Genomic DNA, 21,948 nt, shown 5'->3' with positions numbered 1-21,948 from the left:
ATCGAATCGACGACGCAACAGTCTTACATTTCGTCAGGAAGTGGATGTCGTCAGTCGCGGCTCGATTCGCGCCCCCGTCGCCCGGCCAGCGCATCACGCATGATGCGCTCGATCGCGCCGCTCAGCCCGGCGCGCATGGCGAGCCGCAGCAGGCGCCCCGGACGCAGCACCAGCGCGCCGGCGAGCAGGACGGCAACGGTCGCCACGGCCGCGCCGTCGATGCCGGAGCGCCTGACGACGGGGCTCGCGGCGCGACCGCCCGGCGACAGGCGCCGCGCGGCCGCGATCGTATCGTTGGCTTGCAGCAGGCGCGCGCGGGATCGCGCCATGCCGGCAAGCAGGGCTTCGCGCCGGGCCAGCGGGCGGCTTCCGGAATCGGATCGGGAACTCATCGCAGGCTCTCCCGGATCGCTTCGATATCGCGCTGCCAGGTGTCCTGCAGCGCCTGGAAGGTGCCGGCCGCATCGCGCCGGCGCACCGCCACGAACGCGCCCAGGCCCACCAGCACCCAGAAGCCGGCCACCGCCCAGGTGGTTTCGATCAGATAGGGCGTGCTCGCCGCGCTCACGATCACGGCCACGCAGACGAAGGCCAGCCCGAACATCGCGCTGAGCCCCAGCAGCGAATAGAGCATCAGGTCGCGCAGGAAGCGCTGCCGGGCGATCTCGAGTTCGACGGCCGCGAGGTTCGCGTAGTCGCCCAGGCGCGACGCGGAGAATCGCGCCACGTTCTGCCATTTCCTCAAGCTGGAAAACATCGGCTCCCTCCCCCAGGAGATCGCCCGCCGGCAGCGGCGGCCGGCGGGCGGGACAGGTTCAGACGCGGGCCACGTCCCGATCCGGGTTGCTGCGCCATCCGGCGAAACCGGCCAGCCCCGAGACGATCATGCCCAGCAACAGCAGCGCCGCCGCGGCCCAGGCGGCCTGGCTGAGCTTCCTGGCCGCGAGTTCGCCGGCCTCGCGCGCCCGCTGCTCGGCCTGCTGCTTCAAGGCCTGGTACTTCGCGACCGCCTGGTCGTAGGCCTGCGCATAGTTATCGGCGATCTGCTCGGCTTCGGCCCGGCTTTTCCCCGTGCGCGCCATGATCAGGTTGACGAGCGCGCTCTTGTCGGCGGCGTTCAAGGCCGGATTGGCACGCTGCCTGAGGCTGGCGAACCAGTCGCCCAGATCGTCCGAAGCCTGCTGCGGATTGGCCGCGGCATCGCTGGCCGCCGCCTTGCCGTCGTTGACCGCGTCGCGGGCACCTTGCTTCAGCTTGGACGGGGCGAGTTCCGGCTTGCCGGTCTGGCGCAGCAGGGTATCCAGGCGGCCTTGCCAGTTCGAGAAATCGAAGGCATCGCCGTCCTTGTGCAAGGCACCGGCCACGCCCGAGGCCAAGCCCGGCGCGGCGGCCGCCACGCCCTGCCCGGCCAGCGACAGGCCCGCCTTCGCCATGCCCGAGGCCGCGCCGATCGCGCTGCCGGCCAGGCCGGCGAGCAGGTAGAGCGTGACCAGGATCGACACCGATCCGCTCAGCACGCCGTGCAGGGTGCCGCGCCGCGGCGCCGAGCGGCCGGCGAAGAAGGCGCCCACGGCCAGCGAGACCAGGGTGGACAGGCCCAGCCAGATGCCGGCGCCGGTACCGAAGCCGGCGAACGGATCGCGCCGGCCGAGCGGGTCGAAGCTGCCGGCGCCCAGCGCCGTGCCCAGCATGCCCAGAATCAGATAGGTCATCGAGGCCAGCAACACCCCGGCGAACACGGCGCCCCAGGAAATGCGCGTCGGATGCACGGCGACCACGGGGTCGGCCGGCGAGAGATATCGGCTCATGTCGGTTCCTTGTTCCTTGCTTGTTATCGATGTTCCTTCCCGGCATCGTGGCCGGGAGCTACGCCAACGGACTTCGACGACGGCCCGGCCCGGACCGTCGCGCGGCCACCGGAGGCGATCCGGAGGCCGCAACGCGGCGGCTCAGCGCCGGGACCAGAGCGCGCCGACCACGAAGCTCACGGCGGCCACCGCCGCCAGCGCGGCGAGCGGCTGGCTGGCGGTCACGTCGCGCAACTGGTCGAGCGCGCCGCCGTAGGACTCCTGCATCCGGCCCGCGACCTGGCGCGCCCGGCCCTCGAATTGCGTGCCGCGATCGCCGATCACGTCGCCGACCGCTTCCTGGACCTTGCCGGCGAGGTTCTGGGCACGGCCTTCGGTTTTTTCGAACATGGTGTCTCTCCTGGTCAAGACGGACGACCCGCCGGTCGTCAGCATGGATACCCTGCGCGGCTTGCGAAGCCGCTGGGCCCGGGGCGGGCTGCCCCGCTCGGTCACGCCGGGAAGCATCGAGCCCGGCTCGCGAATCCGATGCCGGCAACTGTAGCGAGGCGCAGATTGGGTCGTCTCCGTAGAAATTGACCAGGTGGACTAGTATGTTTGGCCCAGGTCGCCTGCCTCGCGCGAGGGGATGGGAGGATCGGCCAGCCGGCCCGTTTCCTTGCTCCGGGCCGGCCCGGCGGCCATGAACCGTCGTCGCGGAGGCTCGATGGGGTATGGATGCACTATCCCGCCCGGTGCATCCGTCCCTTGCACCGCGCCAGCCCACCGGCGAAGATTCCGCAGACACGCCAACGCCCGGGCAAGCCGCCCGAGCCACGCCGGAACGAGCCGGCATGTCATCCGGAACACCAACCATGAACGAAGCCGTCAACGAAGAACAGGCGCTCAAATCGCATACCGATCGGCGCCAGTTGCACCAGATCATCGCCGGGCTCACCGAGGGCGTGATCCTGGTCGAGCCGGACCAGCGCATCGTCTGGGCCAACGACGCCGCGCTCGAGATGCACGGGGTGCATACGCTCGACGAACTCGGCGCGAACGTCACCGAATACCGCGAGCGCTTCCGGCTGCGCTACCGGAACAATCATCCGGTGCAGGAAGGCCATTACCCGATGGACCGCGTGATCTCCGGCGAGGAATTCAGCGACGTGACCGTGGAAGTGTTCCGCGCCGACGACGAGGAACAGAGCTGGGTGCACCGGATCCGCAGCCTGGTGCTGACCAACTCGGCGGGCGAACCCGATTGCCTCGCGCTGGTGCTGCACGACGCCACCGAGCTGGCCAGCGCGGAGCAGCGCTTCGAGCGGACCTTCAACGCGAATCCGGCGCCCGCCGTGATCTGCCGGCTCAGCGACATCCGCTACGTCAAGGTGAACCAGGGGTTTCTCGACATGACGGGCTACCAGCGCGACGACGTGCTCGATCGCACCGTCTACGAGGTCGACGTGCTGGAGAACGCCGAGCGCCGCGAGCTGGCGATCGAGCGCCTCGGCGAAGGCGCGACCATCCCGCAGATGGAAGCCGTGCTCAAGCTGCCGGGCGGCGGCACCAAGGCGGTGGTGGTGGCCGGGCAGCCGATCGACATCGGCGAGGAGCCCTGCATGCTGTTTACCTTCATGGATCTCGAGCCGCGCAAGCAGGCCGAGCACGCCTTGCGGCAGAGCGAGGAACGCTTCGCCAAGGCGTTCCGCGTCGCGCCCGTAGCCACCGCGATCGTCACCGCCGAGCGCTTCGAGATGCTCGACGTGAACGATGCCTTCATCGCGCTGACCGGTTATCCGCTCGACGAGATCCGCGGCAAGTCGGTCTCGAGCATCGGCCTGTGGGTGGACGTGGACGCCTTCGGACATGCCGCCGCCCTGCTCACGCGCGACAGCCGGCTGCTGAACGTCGACATCCAGATTCGCAGCCACGACGGCGAGGTGCGCGACTGCCTGATCTCCGCCGATTCGGTCAGCATCCACGATCAGGACTGCATCCTGTTCGCCCTGCTCGACATCAGCGATCGCAAGCGCAGCGAGACGGAAATGGTGCTGGCCATCGAGACGGCGATGCAGGACGCGTCCTGGTTCAGCCGCATGCTGATCGAGAAGCTCGCCAACGTGCGCCGCACCAACTCGCCCGATGCCGGCGCCCAGTTGTCGGACCTGACGGGGCGCGAGCGCGAGGTGTTCGACCTGCTGTGCCGCGGCCTGGCGGACAAGGAGATCGCGATCAAGCTGAAATTGTCGCCCAACACCGTGCGCAATCATGTGGCGACGATCTACGGCAAGCTGGACGTGCACAGCCGCACGGAAGCGATCGTCTGGGCGCGCGAGCGGGGGTTCTTCGGGGATGGCGAGGCGGAGCCGGCGCGCGCATCGAAGGCGAAGCCGCGCGCCTGAGCGCGGCGCACTTCGCGCCTTCCCTCCGCGTTCCCCTTTACCCGGAGCACACATGAAAGCTGGCATTCTCGGTAGCTATGGAAGCTGGGCTCTTTTCATCGCGGCCGTCGCCGTGCTGGCCGGATGCGCCGCGCTCGCCGGCGGCCCCAAGGGCAACGCGAAGGTGCCCGAGCCGGCCAAGGAAGTCGAACTCGAGCGCTACCTGGGGCGCTGGTTCGAGCTGGCGCGCTACGAGAACCGTTTCGAGCGCGGCTGCGAAGGCGTCACCGCCGACTATTCGCTGCGGGCCGACGGCCTGATCGAGGTGCGCAACGCCTGCCGGCAAGGCGCGCCCGACGGGCCGGCGCGCGAATCGCTGGGCCGTGCCAAGCGGGTTCCCGACAGCCGGGGCGCGAAGCTGAAAGTGTCGTTCTGGGGACCGTTCTACGTCGGCAACTACTGGGTGCTCGATCACGCCGACGACTACACCTGGTCGATCGTCGGCGAACCTTCGGGCCGCTTCCTCTGGATCCTGACGCGCGAGGCGCGTCCTTCGGCCCAGCTCCGGCGCATGCTGTTCGAGCGCGCCGCCGCCCTGGGCTACGACACCTCGCGGCTGCGGCCGACCGCCCAGTAACTTCTCCAGAGCCCAGGCGGCGACGGCAGGAAATAAAAATTATGCTCGCGGGATAGGATAAATATCGGCCGGCGGCCCGCACGCGGGCACCCATCATGCGGTAAGGTGCCGACTGGATCGGCGCAGCAGCAGGGGTACCCGTGGCCTTCTATACACTGAGACAACTGAAGTATTTCGTGACGACGGTCGAGGCCGGCAGCGTGGCCGAGGCCTCGCGCCAGCTCTTCATCGCCCAGCCTTCGATCTCGAACGCGATCAAGGGCCTGGAGGAGAGCTTCGGCGTGAAGCTCTTCATCCGCCACCATGCGCAGGGCGTGTCGCTCACGCCGAGCGGCACGCGCTTCTATCGCAAGGCCCAGGAACTGCTGCGCATGGCGCACGAGTTCGAGCAGAACGCGCTGGCCGACAACGACGTGGTGACGGGGCAGATCGACATCGGCTGCTTCGAGACCGTGGCGCCCCTGTACCTGCCGCAACTGATCGCGGGCTTTCGCGAGCTGTACCCCGGCGTCAACATCCGGATCCGCGACGGCGAGCAGCAGGAGCTGGTGCAAGGGCTCACCGCCGGCACCTTCGATGTCGCCTTCCTCTACGACCACGAACTCGACGGCACCATCGAGACCGAACCGCTGATGCCGGCGCAGAAGCCCTATGTGCTGCTGCCCGAGAATCATCGCTTCGCCGGGCAGTCGCAGGTGTCGCTGCGCGACCTCAGCGTCGAGCCGATGATCCTGCTCGATGTGCAGCCGAGCCGTACCTACTTCGTGAGCCTGTTCCATGCGCTCGGCCTCACGCCCAACATCGTGTTCGGCTCGCCCTCGATCGAGATGGTGCGCGGCATGGTCGGCCAGGGCTTCGGCTTCTCGCTGCTGGTCACGCGCCCGCATTCGGAATGCACCTACGACGGCAAGAAGGTGGTGATGATCGACATCAGCGAACCGGTGGCGCGCTCGGGGCTGGTGAGCGCGCGGCTCAAGCGCGGGCAGTTGACCAAGCCGGCGCAGTTGTTCGTGGATTTCTGCCGGGAGCGGTTGACGGAGTTGAGTTCGGTGCAGCGGGGGTGAGGGCGCGGGATGCGCTTCGTTGCATGATTTATTCTCGTTAACTATCGATTTTTCGATGTATCCTTGAAAAAATCATGCGGATTTGACTCATGGCCAGCCGATCGCTTCAACGTGTCATGCAGGGCGCACCGCGCGGACAACCGCTCGATCCGCAACTGCTGCGTGACCATGGCGTGACCGCTCAGCAGACCACCTACCTGGTCAGCGCCGGCTGGTTGCAACGCCTCGCCAAGGGCGCCTATCTACTCGCTGGCGACACGCCCACGCGCGACGGCATCCTCGTGTATCTGAGCCGTCGCGTGCCCGGCCTGCACGTCGGCGGCAAGACCGCACTCGACTGGCAGGGGGTTCGCCATCACGTAGGCTTTCGCGAGCGCGTCGTATTGTGGGCCCCGCGTCCTTGCATGTTGCCGGATTGGGTTGGCGACCACATGCCATACACGCTGCAGACCACCAGTCTGTTCAACACGGCGCTACCCGAACATTTCGGCTTGTCGGCACTGCCTGATCGCCCCGCATCGATACTCGTCGCGGAGCCGGAACTCGCCCTGCTCGAACTGGCGAGCGATATCGGCAAACAAAAATCCAAGGGGCAATCGCTGGAGGAAGCGATGGACATCGTGTCGTCGCTGCGCAATCTGCGTCCCTCCGTGCTGGACACGCTGCTGACTCACTGCATGCGAGTCAAGGTCGTGAAACTGGTGCGGGACCTCGGCGAAGCCGGCGGATACGCCTGGGGACAAGATCTTCAGCGACACGTCGATCGCCTCGGGCCGAACCGTCGTTGGACACGTAGTCGCAAGGGGGCTCCGAAGCTCAATCTGCGGCCATGATGTCGATCTCCTCCCTCCTCGCCCGGGACCGTCATGGACGATCGATATCTCGATACGGTGCGCCTGATGCTGGCAATCGCACCGGATGTATTCGACACGCCGCACTTCGCAATGAAGGGCGGCACCGCCATCAACATGTTCGTGCAGGATCTGCCGCGCTTGTCGGTCGACGGCCCGCATTCGCATGCGGGCCGTTCGTCGTTTCAGGCCGTCGTCAGGTGCTCGACCAAACGGGCCAGCATCGCGTCGCAGCGCTGCAACTGCTCGAGGCTGACGAACTCGTCGGGCTTGTGCCCCTGGTCCATGCTGCCGGGGCCGCAAACCACGGTCGGGATCCCGGCGCGCTCGAACAGGCCGCCCTCGGTGCCGAACGCCACCGTGCCGAACTCGGTCGAGCCCGACAGCAGCGCCAGCAGTCGAGCGGCCTCGCTGTCCGGCGAGGTGGCCAGCCCCGGATACGCGCTCAGCGGCTGGAAACGGATATCCGTATCGGGCTGCACCGCCTGCATCCTCGGCAGCAGCTCGGCGTCGGCATAGGCGCGCAGATCGTCGGCCACTTCCTGCGCGTCGTAGTCGGGCAGCGCGCGCACCTCGAAATCGAACTCGCATTCGGCCGGCACGATGTTCAGCGCGCGGCCGCCCTTGATCACGCCCGTCTGCACGGTCGAGAACGGCGGATCGAAACGCGCGTCGTGATGCTCGGGCTCGGCCAGGCGACGGCCGATCTCGCCGAGCTGGCCGATCAGCCGGGCCGCGTATTCGATCGCGTTGACGCCATACGGCGCATAGGCGGAATGGCAGGCGGCGCCCTTCACGTGGCAGCGCATCGCCAGCTTGCCCTTGTGGCCCAGCACCGGCTTCAGCTCGGTCGGCTCGCCGATCAGGCACAGGCGCGGGCGCGGCTCGCGCCGCTCGAGCTCGGCCAGCATAGGCCGAACGCCGAGGCAACCGACCTCCTCGTCGTACGAGAAGGCCAGATGCACGGGCATCGAGAGTTCGTGCGCGCGCTCGACGAAGGCAGGCACGGCCGCCAGCACCGAGGCGAGGAAGCCCTTCATGTCGGCCGTGCCGCGCCCATACAGCTTGCCGTCGTGCTCGCTCATGCGGAACGGCTCGACGCTCCAGGCCTGGCCGTCCACCGGCACCACGTCGGTATGACCCGACAGCACCACGCCGCCGCGATCGCGCGGGCCGATGGTGGCGAACAGGTTCGCCTTGCTGCGCTCGTCGTTGTAGAACAGCTCGCTCTCGACGCCGAAACTCGTCAGGTAGTCGCGGATGAACTCGATCAGCGCCAGGTTCGAATCGCGGCTGACAGTGGCGAAGCCGATCAGCTTCCCGAGCAGCTCGCGGCTGCCGAGGCGGCCCGCCGCGGCGGGCATGGAGGCGATCTCACTCATCGCCGGGCACGCCATAGCTCGGCGCCGCGGTCGGGTTGATCGCGCGCGTCAGGTAGTCGGCCATCTGCGGCTGGTAGGCCTGCCAGAGGCCGGCGAGCTGGCCGATCGGGTCTTGGTCGGCCCAATCCACGCGCAGGTCGATGATCGGCCAGACCACGTCGCCGACCACCTTGAGCGCCGCCGAATGCACTGGGCCGGCCTCGCCGCCCGCGGCCATCGCGGCCTGCATGGCGGCCAGCAGCCGGTCGGCGAGCGTGCCGGGCGCCTCCTCGAAGGCCGGCACCATCGCCTCGATCACCTTCTGGTGCGAGAGCAGGTTGCCGGCGGCCACGCACTGCTCGCCCGCCACGGCGTGATAGAGGCCCAGCGATTCCTTGCCGCTGAACAGCGCCGTGCGGCCCTGGCCGTCGATCACCGTCACCTGGCGATACTGGCTCCAGCCGTTCGCCGACAGCGCGCGATCGAGCGCGGCGGCGGGATCGAGCTGGCCGGCCTCGAGCAGGTCGAGGATCTGCGGGCCCAGCGCCGGCAGCGTGACGTTCTGCGTGGCCACCGCGCCCACGCCCGCGCGCACCCAGGGGCAACGCGCGCCCACCGCGATGCTCGACGAGCTGATCGCGATGCCGAGCTGCCCGGTTTCCTGACATCGTCCGACGATCGAGAAAGTCATGTTCGGCTCCTTGGCCTGGTTCAGGCCTGTTGCGGCGTCCAGTTGTCGGGGATCACCGCGATCACGTCGATTTCCATCAGCCATTGCGGCTGGCCCAGGGCACTCACCACCAGCCCCGTCGAGATCGGGAACACGCCCTTCAACCACTTGCCCACTTCCTGGTAGACCGGCTCGCGATAGCGCGGGTCGATCAGGAAGGTGGTGGTCTTGACGATGTGCGAGAGGTCGCTGCCGGCTTCCTCCAGCAGTTGCTTGACGTTCTTCATCGCCTGCTCGGCCTGCGCCTGCGGATCGCCCAGGCCCACCAGCTTGCCGTCGAAGTCGGTGCCGACCTGGCCGCGCACGTAAACGGTATTGCCGGCCCGCACGGCCTGGCACAGGTCGTTGTCGAGCGTCTGGTTCGGGTAGGTATCCTTGGTATTGAACATCCGGATACGGGTATGCGTCGGTTGGCTCATGGATGCACCTCGAAATCTTGATTCGGGAAGCCGCGTTGCGGCGGCTTCGTATGGGTCCGCACTGAGGGTCCGCGCTGAGCGTTCGCGCTCAGGCCGCGGCGGGCGGCGTCCAGTTGTCGGGGATCACCGCGATCACGTCGATCTCCATCAGCCATTGCGGCTGGCCCAGAGCGCTCACCACCAGCCCCGTCGAGATCGGATGCACGCCCTTCAACCACTTGCCCACTTCCTGGTAGACCGGCTCGCGATAGCGCGGATCGATCAGGTAGGTGGTGGTCTTGACGATGTGCGAGAGGTCGCTGCCGGCTTCCTCCAGCAATTGCTTGACGTTCTTCATCGCCTGCTCGGCCTGCGCCTGCGGATCGCCCAGGCCCACCAGCTTGCCGTCGAAATCGGTGCCGATCTGGCCGCGCACGTAGACGGTATTGCCGGCTCGCACGGCCTGGCACAGGTCGTTGTCGAGCGTCTGGTTCGGATAGGTGTCCTTGGTGTTGAACATCCGGATACGGGTATGCGTCGGCATCAGTTCACTCCCATTTCGCTGGTCTGGTTCCGGGCTTGCGCCTGGCTGGCGGCCGCGTCGGCCGGTTCAGCGGCTTCGCGCTGCGTGCTGTCGCGGTAGTCGAGGTACTTGCGCTGCGTCGCGATGTGATCGGCGACGTGCTTCGCGTCGTGCCAGACGCCCCAGATGAAGCTGGAGCCGCGGCGCGACTGCCACGGCAGGCCGAGGAAATAGATGCCCGGCTCGACCGACACGCCGCGCTGGTGGCGCGGCTTGCCCTTCGCGTCGAAGGCGTCGACCTGCAGCCAGCGGTAGTCGGTGGCGTAGCCGGTGGCCCAGATGATCGAGGTGACGCCGGCCGCGGCGAGATCGAGTTCCAGGCGCGGCTCGCTCAGGCATGCGGGATCGGCGGGAATCGCTCGCGCCTGAAGTTCTTCCGGCAGGTCGAGGCCGTTGCGCTCGATATAGGCATCGGCCTCGTCGAGCAGCGACAGGTAGTTCTCGTCGCCGCGCGCGATGTTGGCGACCAGGTCGTCCTGGAAGGTGACGACATTGCCCTCGAAGGACTTCGTCAGGCCGACCAGGTTCACGCCCTGGTGCGCGAGACGGCGGAAATCGACGGTATGGCCGCCGCGCGCGCCGCTCACGGCGATCGTCACGTGCTCGCGGCCCGGCACGGCCGCCTCGGCGTCCCACTTGCCGAGCACGCCCAGCCACCAGCAGAAGTCGCGGTTGCGATAGGCACGCGGCGGACGATCGTGCGGGCCGACCGACAGGTAGACGTCGCGGCCGGCGCGCTGCAGTTCGTCGGCGATCTGCACGCCCGAGGAACCGGCGCCCACCACCAGCACGCCGCCCGCCGGCAGTTGCGCCGGGTTGTGATAGTCGGCCGAGTGGATCTGCGTGAGCGAGCTGGCTTGCGGCGCGATCGGCGGAATCACCGGGATCTGGAACGGGCCGGTGGCCACCACCACGCGGCTCGCCTCGATGGTGCCGTCGCTGGTCTCGACCGTGAAGCCGGGGCGACCCGCGTTGCGCGCCACCCTGGTCACCTCCACGCCGGTGCGGATCGGCGCCTGGAATTTCTTCGCATAGGCCTCGAAATAGTCGGCCACGCGGTCCTTCGACGCGAACGCGTCCGGATCGAGCTCCTCGAATTCGAGCCCGGGGAAGCGGTCGTGCCAGGCCGGACCGTTCGCCACCAGCGAATCCCAGCGGCCGGTGCGCCAGCGCTCGGCGATCCGGTCGCGCTCGAGCACCAGATGCGGCACGCCGAGCCGGCCCAGATGTTCGCTCATCGCGACGCCGGCCTGCCCGGCGCCCACCACGAGCGTGTCTACGACTGTTTTCCCGACTGTCATCTCGAGTTCCTCTGAAAGCGGTTCAGGCTGTTGTTTCGTTGTCGCCCACGGCATGGCCGCGCGCGCAAAGGCATGAATCGAATTCTGTTCAGAGAAAACGAATAGCGAAATGATGTTTTTTGTGGTCGCTGGCTAGGAAAAAGCTGGTGGGGCGCCGAGGCCCGCCAGGCTTGGGAGAGGCGCGTTAAAAGGTCGCGAAGCGAGGGGTTTCTGACCTGTCTGGTACCGGCAGTGCCGCCCTGGGGCGCATTGTGCGGATGCCCGAGTCACTCCACCAATACGCATCCGAAGCGGCGGACAAGCATGAAAAAAGACCATGCCCTGCCTGGGTCGACGGGACGCGTCGTCCGAGCCGCGATGCTTGCCTCCTGCCGCGCCCCATCCTCGACCTCCGAGCGAACAGGGTGCGCAGGACACGTGATCCGCGTTCCGACGCCATATCGGGATCGCCAATGCGTGAACTGGCAGCGGCTTATGCAAACACGTGCATCGAGGGCCCAGGAGGCTTCATTTACCCTCTATTCAATCCACTGATCATGTCCGCCATCGAACTCATTCACGATCGTGAAATCTTTACATCATTCTGGCAACGCGCCATTCTGGAAGTCGCATCGTTGCACGGCAAACCTGGCAAGGACTTGCTTTATCTCGATCCTAGCAACCTGCAAACACAGAAATTCTTCGATCTGCTCCGACTTCTGACAACAGCCCAAGGCGCGGACGAATTCGCTGTGATCATTCTCAAACCCGATCCGTTCGGCTATTTTAATTTTCACTTTGGGAAATATCCGGGATTCGTTCATAACAAGCACCACACCGACGATGAATACTTTTCGGCATTGATGGAAGATCCCGGCGACAGCCCGGCCGACGCGATAGGAATCAACTCTTGTCAATACGTCGTCATGCCCTTGCACGGAAACTGGATCGTGTTTGGCGACAGGTATTGGGACATCGCGGTTTTCCATGGTCCGCCCGACATCATGAATCTGGCACGAAACTTCTACCCATTCTTCATCAAGCCGCCGGAAGGCTTTCGTATCGAACCGTATTACCATCGCGAGAGCGACTGAAGGACTGCCATACAACGCGCCGCCTCATTCGGCATCACCCGAACGAGGCGGCGCTCGCTCCCCACGATCGCTTCAAAAAATCAGCCCCCTACCGCCCCAAAACCCGCTCCACCAACCGCACGAAATAACTCGCCCCCACCGGCAGCAGGGCATCGTTGAAGTCGTAACTGGCGTTATGCAGCAGGCAAGGCCCGCCGCCGTGCCCATGCACGCGATGATCGCCCACGCCGTTGCCGAGGAAGGCATAACATCCCGGCTTCTCGCGCAGCATGAACGAAAAGTCCTCCGCCGCCATGGTCGGATCGACGGCTGCGTTCACATGCGCCTCCCCCACCAGCTCGCGCATCACCGCCACCGCCAGCGCCGTCTGCTCGGGGTCGTTCACGGTCGCCGGATACTGGCGCTGGAAATCCACCTCGCTCTCGCAATCGAAGGCTGCGGCGGTCGCGGCCACCACCGCGCGCATGCGCGTCTCGATCAGGTCGAGCGTGGCCTCGGAGAAGGTGCGCACCGTGCCGCCCAGCCAGGCATCGGTGGGCACCACGTTCATCGCCTCGCCCGCATGCACCTGCGTGACCGACAGCACCGCGCCGTCGATCGGATTGCGGTTGCGCGTGACGATCCCCTGCAGCGCGCTCAGCACCTGCCCCGCCGCGAACACCGGATCGCGCCCCAGGTGCGGCATGGCCGCGTGGCAGCCGGCGCCGCGCAGGTTGATCCGGAACAGGCTGGTGGAAGCCATCAGCGGCCCCGGGCGCACCGCGAAATCGCCGGCCGCGATGCCGGGCCAGTTGTGCAGCCCGAACACGGCATCCACCGGGAAACGCTCGAACAGCCCGTCCTCGATCATCGCGCGCGCGCCGCCGCCCGCTTCCTCGGCCGGCTGGAAGAACAGCTGCACGGTGCCGTCGAACTCGCCGTGCCGCGCCAGATGGCGCGCGGCCCCCAGCAGCATGGCGGTGTGCCCGTCGTGGCCGCAGGCGTGCATCGCGCCGGGCACCGTCGAACGATGCGCGAAGGTATTGGCCTCCTGCACCGGCAGCGCGTCCATGTCGGCGCGCAGGCCGATCGCGCGCGCGCTGCCGCCGCGCTTCAGGGTGCCGACCACGCCGGTGCGGCCGACGCCGCGCGTGACGGCATAACCCCATTGCTCGAGCCGCTCGGCGACGAGCGCCGCGGTGCGGAACACGTCGTAGCCGACCTCGGGATGGGCGTGGATATCGCGGCGTATCGCCGTCAGTTCGTCGGCGTGCGCGACGATGGAATCGATCAGTTTCATGCGGATAGGAAGACTCTTGTCGGTCGTCGCGTCGCGGCAGCGGCAGCGGCGGCACCGGCCCTGCCAGTGCCGCCCGCCGCAGCGACGCGAGACATCAGATATGGAACAGCTGCGCCACCAGGGTCGCGCCGATGAAGGTGCCGGCGTTCGCCACGAAGGACACCAGCACGATGCGCCAGCCGAGCCGGCGGAAGGCGGGGATGTCCTTGGCGATCGACAGCCCGGCGAACACCAGCATCGGCGTGGTCACGCCGAGGAAATCGTTGTGCGAGCTGAGCGCGGCGATCTGCGAGGCCCACGGGCTCCACGGCGAGGTCAGGAACATCGCCACCACCGACACCCAGCAGACCGCCGGAATCCGCCGCCCCGTCACGCGCGCCAGCGCATCGCCGACGATCGTCGCGACCACCATGATCGCGATCCCCGGCAGCCCCACCAGCGGCGTGGTGCCATGGGCGATCCAGTCGCACACCAGCGCCATCGCCGCCGTCACGATCCAGGCCAGCAGCTTGCCGCCGTAGCCGAGCGTGGGCGCCTCGGTGCGCACCTCGCCCAGCGACGGGCTGGCCGCCTCGGGCTGCGCCGAGGCCTTGGTGGTGCGGCCGATCAGCGGCTCCAGCACGCGATAGCCCCAGACCGCCAGCGGCAGCGAGATGAACAGCGTGAAGTAGGTGCCGATGGTGGTGGTGATCAGGTTGCTGGCCGCGGCGAAGGCGAGCACGGATTTCGCCGTCTCCGGGTCCTGCTGCGCGGCGATCGCGCCCGAGGCAGCCGCCATCATGCTGCCCGAGCCGACGCCCGAGCCCATCGCCAGCGCGAGTGGATCGAAGATGCCGAGGCTGCTCACGAAGCCCGCGAACACGGCGATGAACACCGCGCCGAACACGGTGCCGGTCAGGTACTCGGCCAGCACGCCGCGGCCCTCGGCCGAATCCATGCCGTACTTCTCGCCGATGATCGCCAGGCTCGGCTCGCGGCCCACCGAGAAGGTCGCGCCGATCGCCTCGCGCTTGATGCCGAGCAGCAGCGCGAGCGGCAGGCCGAGCAGGATGGTGCCGACGAAATGGCCGAACTCCTGGAAGGCCAGCGCCCAGCCCGCCGAGGCCAGCTTGGGCAGCGCGCTGCCCACCATCAGCCCCAGCTTGGAGACGAACAGCAGCAGCGCCGGCTGCAGGATCGCGGCGGCGAAAAACTGGTCGGGCACGCTGAGGCGCGCGCTGCTGTTCCAGCGTGCGCTGGCCAGCCCCACCGCGGCGCCGAGCAGCAGCGCCCAGATCATCGGCAGCAGCACCACCTTGCCCGGTCCGAGCTTGAACGTAAACGAGCCGATCCATTCGGCGACCAGCAGGATGCCGGCCGCGTAGAGCAGGACCTTGGCGGTGGCCGCGCCGCCCAGCTCGCGGCGCTCGATCCCCAGTGCGTGTTCCATGACGAGTCTCCCCTTGAAGCCCGGCTGCCGTCGGATGCGGGCCGGTGTTACAGATAACCGAACGCGGTCGGCGGCGCTTCGGCCGTCTCGACCCAGACGCTCTTGGTCTGCGTGTATTCGTACAGCGCCTCGACCCCGCTCGAGCGCCCGTAGCCGCTCATGCCGTAGCCGCCGAACGGCGAGGCCACGTTGATGGTCTTGTAGCCGTTGACCCAGAAGGTGCCGGCGTTCACCTGCGCGGCCACGCGATGCGCGCGCGCCACGTCGGTGGTCCAGGCCGCGCCGGCCAGGCCGAACTCGGTGTCGTTGGCGATCGCGATCGCCTCCTCCTCGGTGTCGAACGGGATGGCGGCCACCACCGGCCCGAAGATCTCGGTGCGCGCCACCTCCATCGCGTTCGACACGCCGGCCAGCACGGTGGGCGCCACGAAGTAGCCGCCGCGGCCCGGCTCGACGCGCTCGGCCGAGCCGGCGGCGAGCGTGGCGCCCGCCGCCACGCCGCGCTCGATCATCGTCATCACGTGCTCGTATTGCTTGCGATTGTTGATCGGGCCCACCTCGGTCGCATCGTCGAGCGGCGCGCCGACGCGGATCTTCCGCGCGCCGGCGGCGACCATCGCGACGAATTCCTCGTAGACGGCACGCTGCACCAGCAGGCGCGAGCCGGCCACGCAGCTCTGGCCCGCGCCGGCGAAGATCGCCGCCTGGGCGGTCAGCGCGGCGCGCTTGAGGTCGGCATCGGCGAACACGATATTGGCCGACTTGCCGCCCAGCTCCAGCACGCAGGGCAGCACGCGGCGCGCGGCGGCCTCGGCGATGCGCGCGCCGGTGGCCGGCGAGCCGACGAACACCACCTTGCTCACCACGCGATGCGCGATCGCGGCCTGCCCGGCGGTATGGCCGAAGCCGGCCAGCACGTTGACCAGGCCGCGCGGCAGCCCGGCCCGCTCGCCGAGCATCGCCACCGCCAGCGAGGTGAAGGGCGTCAGCTCCGAGGGCTTGAGCAGCACGCCGTTGCCCATCGCCACCGCAGGCGCCACCTGCCAGCCGCAGGTAAACACTGGCGCGTTCCAGGGCGTGATCTGCAGCACCACGCCGGCCGGCTCGCGGCGCGTGTAGTTGAGATGCGAGCTCGGCACCGGGATCACGCTGCCGTAGAACTTGTCGGTCCAGCCCGCGTAGTACTCGAACATCTCGGCGACCTTGGCCACTTCGCCCCGGCAGTCGCGGATCGGCTTGCCCGAGCCGAGCGCCTCCAGCCGCGCGATCGCCTCGGCCTCGGCGCGGATCGCGCGCGCCACCTCCTGCATCACGCGGCCGCGCGCGGCATGCGTGAGCGCCCACCATTCGCGCTGTGCGCGGCGCGCGCTCTCGGCGGCGTGGTCGATCACGGCCGCGCCGGCGTCGCGATAGGCGAGCGTGGCCTGGCCCGTGGCCGCGTCGTGAAGCTGGATCGGCTCGCCCTGGCCGGCGACGAGTTCGCCGTCGATATACGAGCCGATGGTGGCGGCGCCGGGGAAGAAATGCGCGAAGGCGGCGAGCAACTGGTCTGCGTGCTGGGTCATGTCTGGGTTCCGTATCTGGATCGTCGAATGTCGGGCGTCGGGCTCGATCGCGGCGCGGGCCGCCCGGCCTCAGGCCGGATCGAGGAAGTCGACGATGCGGTTGAAGTCCTCGCCGTCCGCGACGTATTCCTCGCTGGCGGCCCACAGGCGCGCCGCCTCGCGCGCCACCGGCGCGACGCTGTCGAACTGGTCGAGCAGGCCCAGCGCGAGCCGCACGTCCTTGCGCATCAGCTTCATGGTGAAGCCGGAGTCGAACTTGCCGTTGAAGATCCAGGTGGGGTAGTTGGTCAGCGTGGCGCTGTTGCGGCCCGAGCCGCCGTTGAGCGCCTCGACCAGCTTCTCCGGATCGACGCCGGCCGCGCGCGCGGTGCGCACCGCCTCGCTGGCAGCCAGCAGGTGCACGCCGGTCAGCAGGTTGTTGAGCAGCTTGGTGACATGGCCGGCGCCCACCGGGCCCACGTGCACGCGCTTGGCGCTGATCACCGCGAGGATCGGCTCGACCGCCTCGATATCGGCGGCCGAGCCGCCCAGCACCATGGTCATGGTGGCGGTGGCCGCGCCCTTGGGGCCGCCGCTCACCGGGCCGTCGACCAGGCCGATGCCGCGCTCGGCCAGGGCCGCCGCCACGCGCCGCGTGCTGTCGGGGTCCGCCGTGGTGGTGTCGATCACGATGGTGCCCGGTTTGGCGTTTTCGAGCACGCCGCCCGCGCCCAGCACCACCGCCTCGACCACCGCCGAGGTCGGCAGCGAGAGCAGCAGCACGTCGGCGTCGCGCGCGATCTCGGCCACCGAATCGCGCGCCGACAACACCTCCTGCCCCGCCAGCGCGAGCGCCACGCCGGGCGCCGCGTCGTAGCCGAGCACCGTGTAGTCGCCGCGCCGCAGCGAGCCGGCCATGCCGCGCCCCATGTTGCCCAGACCGATCACGCCCACCGTTTTCATCCGACGACTCCCGATAACTGTTGGTTCGAGGGCGGCGCGCCAGCTTGCGCCCGCCTTGCATGGCCACGATGTTCGGTCCGGCGATCCGTATAATCAATCAACGCCAATATTGATATTGTTCTCTTTTTTAGAACACTCGAATCATGAGCGATACCCTCACCGACAGCCGGATCATCTATTTCTACGAGGCGGTGCGCTGCGGCACGATCCGCGCCGCGGCCGACTGGCTCGACGTGGCGCCCTCGGCCGTGAGCCGCCAGATCGGGCTGCTGGAGAAGGAGCTCGACGCCACCCTGGTGGAGCGCCACGCGCGCGGCGTGACGCCCACCGAGGCGGGCCGCTGCGTGATCGAGTATTTCCGCGAGCAGCTCGCGCACCGCGACGACCTGATCTCGCGCCTGCAGGAGCTGCGCGGGCTCAAGACCGGCCAGGTCAGCCTGGTGCTCGGCGAGGGTTTCGTCTCGGACCTGCTGGCCGGGCCGATGCAGCAGTTCTGCCGGCAGTTCCCGGGGATCCGCGTCAACCTCGACGTGGGCAGCACCAACGACGTGATCCGCAAGATCTCGAACGACGAGGGCGAGATCGGCCTGGTCTACAACCCGCCCACCGAGCCCAAGCTGGTGTCGCGCGCCTCCAAGCGGCAGCCGATGATGGCGATCGTCGGCCCGGATTTCCCGCGCCGCGGCCACAAGGTGCTGACGGTGCAGCAGCTCGCCACCTACCCGCTGGCGGCCACCCACCCGTCCTACGGCACGCGGCAGATGATGGAGGCCGTGGAATATGCCGAGCGCGTGCGGCTCGGGCCGATCGTCACCACCAACTCCTTCGCGATCCTCAAGGAGTTCGTGAAGTCGGGGCTCGGCATCTCGGTGATGCCGGCCTTCGCGGTGGCCGCCGAGCTGCAGGCCAGGGAGCTGTTCGCGATCGAGATCGCGCATCCGATCCTCGAGAACGCCGAGGCGCACATGGTCACGCGCGTGGGTCGCAAGCTCTCGGTGGCCGCCAACAAGATGCTGCAGATGATGACGGGGCAGATGCGGGCGTTCCGCTAGGCGCCGGCGCGTCGGGCTTAGCGGAACGCCCGCAAGCGTATATCATCGCGGCAACGCTTTCATCCGCCTTCCTCCGATTCCATCCCTCCCGCACGATGAACACGCCCAACGACACTCCCGCCCCGCGCGCCCTGCGTGCGCTCACCGCCCTCGAAGCCCGCATCGTCGGCGTGCTGATCGAGAAGCAGCACACCGTGCCCGATACCTACCCGCTCTCGCTGAACGCGCTGACGGCCGGCTGCAACCAGAAGACCGCGCGCGCGCCCGTGATGAACGCGAGCGAGGCCGAGGTGCTCAGCGCGATCGAGGAGCTGAAGCTGGTCAGCCTGGTGTTCGAGGGCAGCAGCAGCCGCGTGCCGCGCTTCGAGCACAACCTGAACCGCGTGCTCGGCATCCCGAGCCAGGCCGTCGCGCTGCTGACCGTGCTGCTGCTGCGCGGCCCGCAGACGCCGGCCGAGCTGCGCCTGAATTCGGCGCGCCTGCACGGCTTCGCCGACGTGTCGTCGGTGGAGGGTTTCCTGGAGGAACTCGCCGAGCGCGCCACGCCGCTGGTCGTCAAGCTGCCGCGCGCGCCCGGCGCGCGCGAAAGCCGCTGGATGCACCTGCTTTGCGGGGAAGTGGACGTCGGCGCGTATGCCGCGCCGCGCGCGGGCAGCGAGGGCGGCGCCGTGGAGGGGTTGTCGACGGCCGAGTTCGAGGCCCTGCGCGAGGATCACGATCGGCTCGCCGAGGAAGTCGCGCGGCTGCGCGCGCTGGTCGAGCGGATGGCGGGCGAACTCGGCATCGACGCCGGCTCACCCGAGGCGGATGCCTGAGGGGGCGATTAGCGCTTGAGGTGCTCGACGCCTGAGGTGCTGGCCGCCCGAAGCGCCGGATGCTTGAGCCGGCGAATGCCTGAAGCGCTGGATGCCTGAAGCACCAGCGCCGAACGACGGACGCGCGACTCAGTCGAGCGCCCGCCCCTTCAGCTCCGGAATCAGCACCAGCGTGGCGACGATATCGAGCACATAGAGCGCGGCCAGCGCCGCGATCGCCACCGTGAACGAATAGCGCGCCGCCAGCGCGCCCACCGCCAGCGGCCCGAAGCCGCCGATCGCGCGGCCCAGGTTCCACAGCACGTTCTGCGCGGTGGCGCGCGCGGCGGTCGGATAGGCTTCCGACATCAGCGTGCCGTAGCCGCCCACCATGCCGTTCACGAACATCCCCATCAGCGCGCCGGCCCATAGCATCACGGCCGGGTCGCTCAGCCGCGCATAGACGCAGACCATCACCACCGCGCCCGCCTGGTAGAGCAGGAAGGTCGGCTTGCGGCCGATGCGGTCGGCCAGTTGCCCGAAGGCCCAGACGCCCGCCATCATGCCGAGCACCGTCACCGCGGTCCACATGCCCGACTTCGTCAGCGAGAACCCCAGCCGCTTCGACAGGAAGGTCGGCAGCCAGATCATGATCCCGTAGTAGCCGAAGTTCTGCACCGCGCAGAGGATCACGATGCCGAGGCTGGTGCGTGCCGTGCGCGCATCGGCGAACAGCATGCGCAAACGCGCGCCGAAGCCCGGCGCCCGCCCCGGCTGCCGCGTGCGCACGAAGGGCTCGGGCTCGTGCAGGCGATTGCGCAACTGCCAGGCCACCAGCGCCGGCAGCATGCCGACCGCGAACATGCCGCGCCAGCCGATCCATTGCAGCAGGGTGGGCGTGAGCAGCGCGGCCAGCAGCACCCCGCATTGCCAGCCCAGGGCGACATAGGACGATACGCGCGCCCGCTTGGCGGCCGGCCAGGCCTCGGCGGCCAGCGCCATGCCGATGCCGAATTCGCCGCCCAGCCCGACGCCGGCGATGGTGCGATAGACCAGCAGGTCGGCGAAACCCTGGGCCAGCGCGCACAGGCCGGTGAACACCGCGAACAGGGCAATGGTCCAGGTCAGCACGCGCACGCGGCCATGACGGTCGGCCAGCGCGCCGAAGATCAGGCCGCCCGCCACCGCGCCCACCAGGGTCCAGGTCACCAGCGCGCCGGCTTGGCCGGCGTCGAGCTTCAGCGCGGCCGAGATCGCCGGCAGCATGAAGCCGAGGATCAGCAGGTCGAAGCCGTCCATCGCGTAGCCGATCGCCGAGCCGGCGAGCGCCTTCCAGGCATAGCGCGAGACGGGCTCCGGCGAGGCGGTGGAGGCGACGGCGCCGGGGGCGGCAGGTGAGGAATTCGGTGGCATCTCGGTCAGGCGAAGGTGGGAGTCGCGGCAAAACGGGCCCGATGAAAGGCCGATGCAGGGCAAATGCTCAGGGCGGCAAAAACCCGCCGACGGCCGGGTGCTTCCGGCGGCGGCCCGAAGCATACCGCGTCGGCGCGGGCGGCTCCACGGCGCGCCGCCCGCGCCGTCGGCGAACCTCGCCAGCATGCCCTGCACAAAAATCCACAGGAAGCCCGGCCGGCCGGGCTTGACGCGGCTTCGCCGGGCTCTCTAGAATCGCGAATCCTCACTTTCGGAGCCGACGTCTTGGACGCCAGCAGTTGTCGACCTTCCCACGACATTTCCGCCTGATCGACCGACGCCAGCCCCGTCTCACGCTGCCGTTCGCCGACCAGGCAAACGGTGCGCGCGGCAGTATCCGCAGTCCCCTCCTCGTGCATCGCTGAAGCGCCGGAACGCGCCACGCCCTCCTTGCGTACGCGATCCGGTCCCGCCGTCCGGCGGCCCGTGCCCGCGCGCGCCCTTTCCCGGGCCGGCGCCGGCGCCGCCCGCCGCGATGGCCAACCGACCAGGAGCCCGCCATGAACAGCGACAGTTGCCCCAGTTGCCCCTTATGCCGCAAGACCCTTTACCCAACTGGGCGCGGCGAGCATCCGGCCGTCTGACCCGGCATCCCCGGGATTGCCATCAGGCGGCAGAGGCCCGCGCCCGCTGAAGCGGCGAGACCGAGCGTCCGCCGCACGGAGCCTCATCATGAATTTCGGCCTTCTGCTGTCGCAACTCCCGCACGTCGACGAATCGCGCACGCATTACGAAGCGATGCTCGACCTCGACGACCGCAAGCCGCTGCTGGTGCGCTGCTTCCAGCGCATCCGGGCGATCTTCGCCTGACCGGCCCGGCGGCGCCGGCGCGCCCCGCCCCCAGGGCGGGCGCGCCGGCACCAGGCTGGAGCGGCACCCGAACCCCTGTCGGGCGCCACGAACCTCCCCACCCACGCTTTTCCCCCCGCCGTCCCCAATCTCCTCGCGGCCGCCGCCCAGCCTTGTCGCACGGGCCCGCGCACTCGCTTCCCCCGATTCCGTTGCAGTCGCGCGCACGCCGACCGTCATTATTTCGAGATTGATAACCATTCTCATTACCGTTACTATCCGCATCCGGTCATGCGTGCGATCGCACCATGCCGACCGACCCACCGCGATTTCGACCCGATGCCAACCAACAGACCATCCCGGCGCCGCATGGCGGCGCGCCGGCCGCTGCACGCGACCGCCCTGACGCTCGCGCTCGCGGGCGCCGCCCACACGTCGGCCGCCTCGGCCGCCGAA

At 68.5% G+C, this 21,948-nt stretch carries 22 protein-coding genes and 1 pseudogene; 9 read left to right on the top strand and 14 right to left on the bottom strand.

Translation table 11 applies throughout. From position 1 onward, the window contains the following. Nucleotides 1-50 precede the first annotated feature (50 nt). The 4 genes from F3J10_RS02235 to F3J10_RS02220 all read right to left on the bottom strand — a co-directional run bounded on the left by F3J10_RS02235 (nucleotide 51) and on the right by F3J10_RS02220 (nucleotide 2,198). On the bottom strand, nucleotides 51-392 hold the full coding sequence (locus tag F3J10_RS02235) for a hypothetical protein (protein ID WP_167240839.1): 342 nt from the start codon (nucleotides 390-392) through the stop codon (nucleotides 51-53). Beyond that, nucleotides 389-727, bottom strand: coding sequence for a phage holin family protein (locus F3J10_RS02230; protein WP_345791181.1), 339 nt, complete (start codon nucleotides 725-727; stop codon nucleotides 389-391). The genes F3J10_RS02235 and F3J10_RS02230 overlap by 4 nt, the downstream gene beginning before the upstream one ends. A gap of 88 nt (nucleotides 728-815) precedes the next feature. Continuing rightward, nucleotides 816-1,808 (bottom strand): YrzE family protein, encoded by a 993-nt coding sequence (locus F3J10_RS02225; RefSeq protein WP_167240837.1) that lies wholly within the window; start codon nucleotides 1,806-1,808, stop codon nucleotides 816-818. A 141-nt stretch (nucleotides 1,809-1,949) separates the two neighbouring features. Next, nucleotides 1,950-2,198: a CsbD family protein gene (locus tag F3J10_RS02220; RefSeq protein WP_025099978.1), complete on the bottom strand. Its 249-nt coding sequence runs from the start codon at nucleotides 2,196-2,198 to the stop codon at nucleotides 1,950-1,952. A 464-nt stretch (nucleotides 2,199-2,662) separates the two neighbouring features. Here F3J10_RS02220 and F3J10_RS02215 point away from each other — a divergent pair, with 464 nt between their 5' ends. From F3J10_RS02215 to F3J10_RS02195, 5 genes and pseudogenes are all read left to right on the top strand, one after another. Further along, nucleotides 2,663-4,192 carry a helix-turn-helix transcriptional regulator gene (locus tag F3J10_RS02215; RefSeq protein WP_167240835.1) on the top strand — a complete coding sequence of 510 codons (1,530 nt, stop codon included), beginning with the start codon at nucleotides 2,663-2,665 and terminating at the stop codon, nucleotides 4,190-4,192. Between the two features lie 52 nt (nucleotides 4,193-4,244). After that, nucleotides 4,245-4,808: a lipocalin family protein gene (locus F3J10_RS02210; RefSeq protein WP_167240833.1), complete on the top strand. Its 564-nt coding sequence runs from the start codon at nucleotides 4,245-4,247 to the stop codon at nucleotides 4,806-4,808. Nucleotides 4,809-4,948: 140 nt separating this feature from the next. Continuing rightward, a complete protein-coding gene (locus tag F3J10_RS02205; protein ID WP_167240831.1) occupies nucleotides 4,949-5,872 on the top strand; it encodes a LysR family transcriptional regulator in 924 nt (307 codons plus the stop codon). 89 nt (nucleotides 5,873-5,961) lie between these two features. Next, nucleotides 5,962-6,705, top strand: a complete 744-nt coding sequence (locus tag F3J10_RS02200; protein ID WP_167240829.1) for a type IV toxin-antitoxin system AbiEi family antitoxin domain-containing protein — start codon at nucleotides 5,962-5,964, stop codon at nucleotides 6,703-6,705. 33 nt (nucleotides 6,706-6,738) lie between these two features. Further along, nucleotides 6,739-6,876: pseudogene (locus F3J10_RS02195) on the top strand (nucleotidyl transferase AbiEii/AbiGii toxin family protein); the annotation flags it as partial. Between the two features lie 32 nt (nucleotides 6,877-6,908). On the opposite strand, the gene argE reads toward F3J10_RS02195, so the two are convergent. The 5 genes from argE to F3J10_RS02170 all read right to left on the bottom strand — a co-directional run bounded on the left by argE (nucleotide 6,909) and on the right by F3J10_RS02170 (nucleotide 11,096). Beyond that, nucleotides 6,909-8,105 carry an acetylornithine deacetylase gene (gene argE / locus F3J10_RS02190; RefSeq protein ID WP_230678028.1) on the bottom strand — a complete coding sequence of 399 codons (1,197 nt, stop codon included), beginning with the start codon at nucleotides 8,103-8,105 and terminating at the stop codon, nucleotides 6,909-6,911. Then, entirely contained in the window at nucleotides 8,098-8,775 is a 678-nt protein-coding gene (locus F3J10_RS02185) for a DUF1028 domain-containing protein (RefSeq protein ID WP_013691297.1), read from the bottom strand. Before F3J10_RS02185 ends, argE begins: the two co-directional genes overlap by 8 nt. Nucleotides 8,776-8,795: 20 nt before the next feature. Next, on the bottom strand, nucleotides 8,796-9,233 hold the full coding sequence (locus tag F3J10_RS02180; protein ID WP_167240827.1) for a RidA family protein: 438 nt from the start codon (nucleotides 9,231-9,233) through the stop codon (nucleotides 8,796-8,798). An 88-nt stretch (nucleotides 9,234-9,321) separates the two neighbouring features. Beyond that, nucleotides 9,322-9,756, bottom strand: a complete 435-nt coding sequence (locus F3J10_RS02175) for a RidA family protein (protein ID WP_025099971.1) — start codon at nucleotides 9,754-9,756, stop codon at nucleotides 9,322-9,324. Beyond that, nucleotides 9,756-11,096, bottom strand: coding sequence for an NAD(P)/FAD-dependent oxidoreductase (locus tag F3J10_RS02170; protein WP_167240825.1), 1,341 nt, complete (start codon nucleotides 11,094-11,096; stop codon nucleotides 9,756-9,758). The genes F3J10_RS02175 and F3J10_RS02170 overlap by 1 nt, the downstream gene beginning before the upstream one ends. A 452-nt stretch (nucleotides 11,097-11,548) precedes the next feature. Between F3J10_RS02170 and F3J10_RS02165 the strand changes: the two genes are divergently transcribed. Then, on the top strand, nucleotides 11,549-12,169 hold the full coding sequence (locus tag F3J10_RS02165) for a hypothetical protein (RefSeq protein ID WP_240155325.1): 621 nt from the start codon (nucleotides 11,549-11,551) through the stop codon (nucleotides 12,167-12,169). Between the two features lie 88 nt (nucleotides 12,170-12,257). Here F3J10_RS02165 and F3J10_RS02160 read toward each other — a convergent pair whose 3' ends face one another. From F3J10_RS02160 to F3J10_RS02145, 4 genes are all read right to left on the bottom strand, one after another. Further along, nucleotides 12,258-13,448: a M20 aminoacylase family protein gene (locus F3J10_RS02160; RefSeq protein ID WP_036055457.1), complete on the bottom strand. Its 1,191-nt coding sequence runs from the start codon at nucleotides 13,446-13,448 to the stop codon at nucleotides 12,258-12,260. A gap of 94 nt (nucleotides 13,449-13,542) precedes the next feature. Further along, a complete protein-coding gene (locus tag F3J10_RS02155) occupies nucleotides 13,543-14,877 on the bottom strand; it encodes a DUF3100 domain-containing protein (RefSeq protein WP_167240823.1) in 1,335 nt (444 codons plus the stop codon). A gap of 47 nt (nucleotides 14,878-14,924) precedes the next feature. Further along, nucleotides 14,925-16,442, bottom strand: coding sequence for an aldehyde dehydrogenase family protein (locus F3J10_RS02150; protein ID WP_167240821.1), 1,518 nt, complete (start codon nucleotides 16,440-16,442; stop codon nucleotides 14,925-14,927). Nucleotides 16,443-16,511: 69 nt separating this feature from the next. After that, the gene (locus F3J10_RS02145; protein ID WP_036040212.1) at nucleotides 16,512-17,384 is read right to left on the bottom strand and encodes an NAD(P)-dependent oxidoreductase; all 873 of its coding nucleotides are present in this window, start codon (nucleotides 17,382-17,384) and stop codon (nucleotides 16,512-16,514) included. 143 nt (nucleotides 17,385-17,527) lie between these two features. Between F3J10_RS02145 and F3J10_RS02140 the strand changes: the two genes are divergently transcribed. Further along, nucleotides 17,528-18,436 carry a LysR family transcriptional regulator gene (locus F3J10_RS02140; protein ID WP_025099964.1) on the top strand — a complete coding sequence of 303 codons (909 nt, stop codon included), beginning with the start codon at nucleotides 17,528-17,530 and terminating at the stop codon, nucleotides 18,434-18,436. Nucleotides 18,437-18,531: 95 nt separating this feature from the next. After that, a complete protein-coding gene (locus tag F3J10_RS02135) occupies nucleotides 18,532-19,251 on the top strand; it encodes a YceH family protein (protein WP_025099963.1) in 720 nt (239 codons plus the stop codon). A gap of 129 nt (nucleotides 19,252-19,380) precedes the next feature. Here F3J10_RS02135 and F3J10_RS02130 read toward each other — a convergent pair whose 3' ends face one another. Beyond that, nucleotides 19,381-20,643: an MFS transporter gene (locus tag F3J10_RS02130; RefSeq protein ID WP_025099962.1), complete on the bottom strand. Its 1,263-nt coding sequence runs from the start codon at nucleotides 20,641-20,643 to the stop codon at nucleotides 19,381-19,383. Between the two features lie 732 nt (nucleotides 20,644-21,375). Between F3J10_RS02130 and F3J10_RS02125 the strand changes: the two genes are divergently transcribed. Next, nucleotides 21,376-21,513 carry a hypothetical protein gene (locus F3J10_RS02125; RefSeq protein ID WP_013691309.1) on the top strand — a complete coding sequence of 46 codons (138 nt, stop codon included), beginning with the start codon at nucleotides 21,376-21,378 and terminating at the stop codon, nucleotides 21,511-21,513. Nucleotides 21,514-21,948: the final 435 nt, after the last annotated feature.

It is taken from the genome of Burkholderia sp. Cy-637, assembly GCF_011753175.1.
Taxonomy (GTDB): domain Bacteria; phylum Pseudomonadota; class Gammaproteobacteria; order Burkholderiales; family Burkholderiaceae; genus Burkholderia; species Burkholderia gladioli.
The sequence above is the reverse complement of the archived record's forward strand: the minus strand, read 5'-3'. Positions and strand labels throughout refer to the sequence as shown.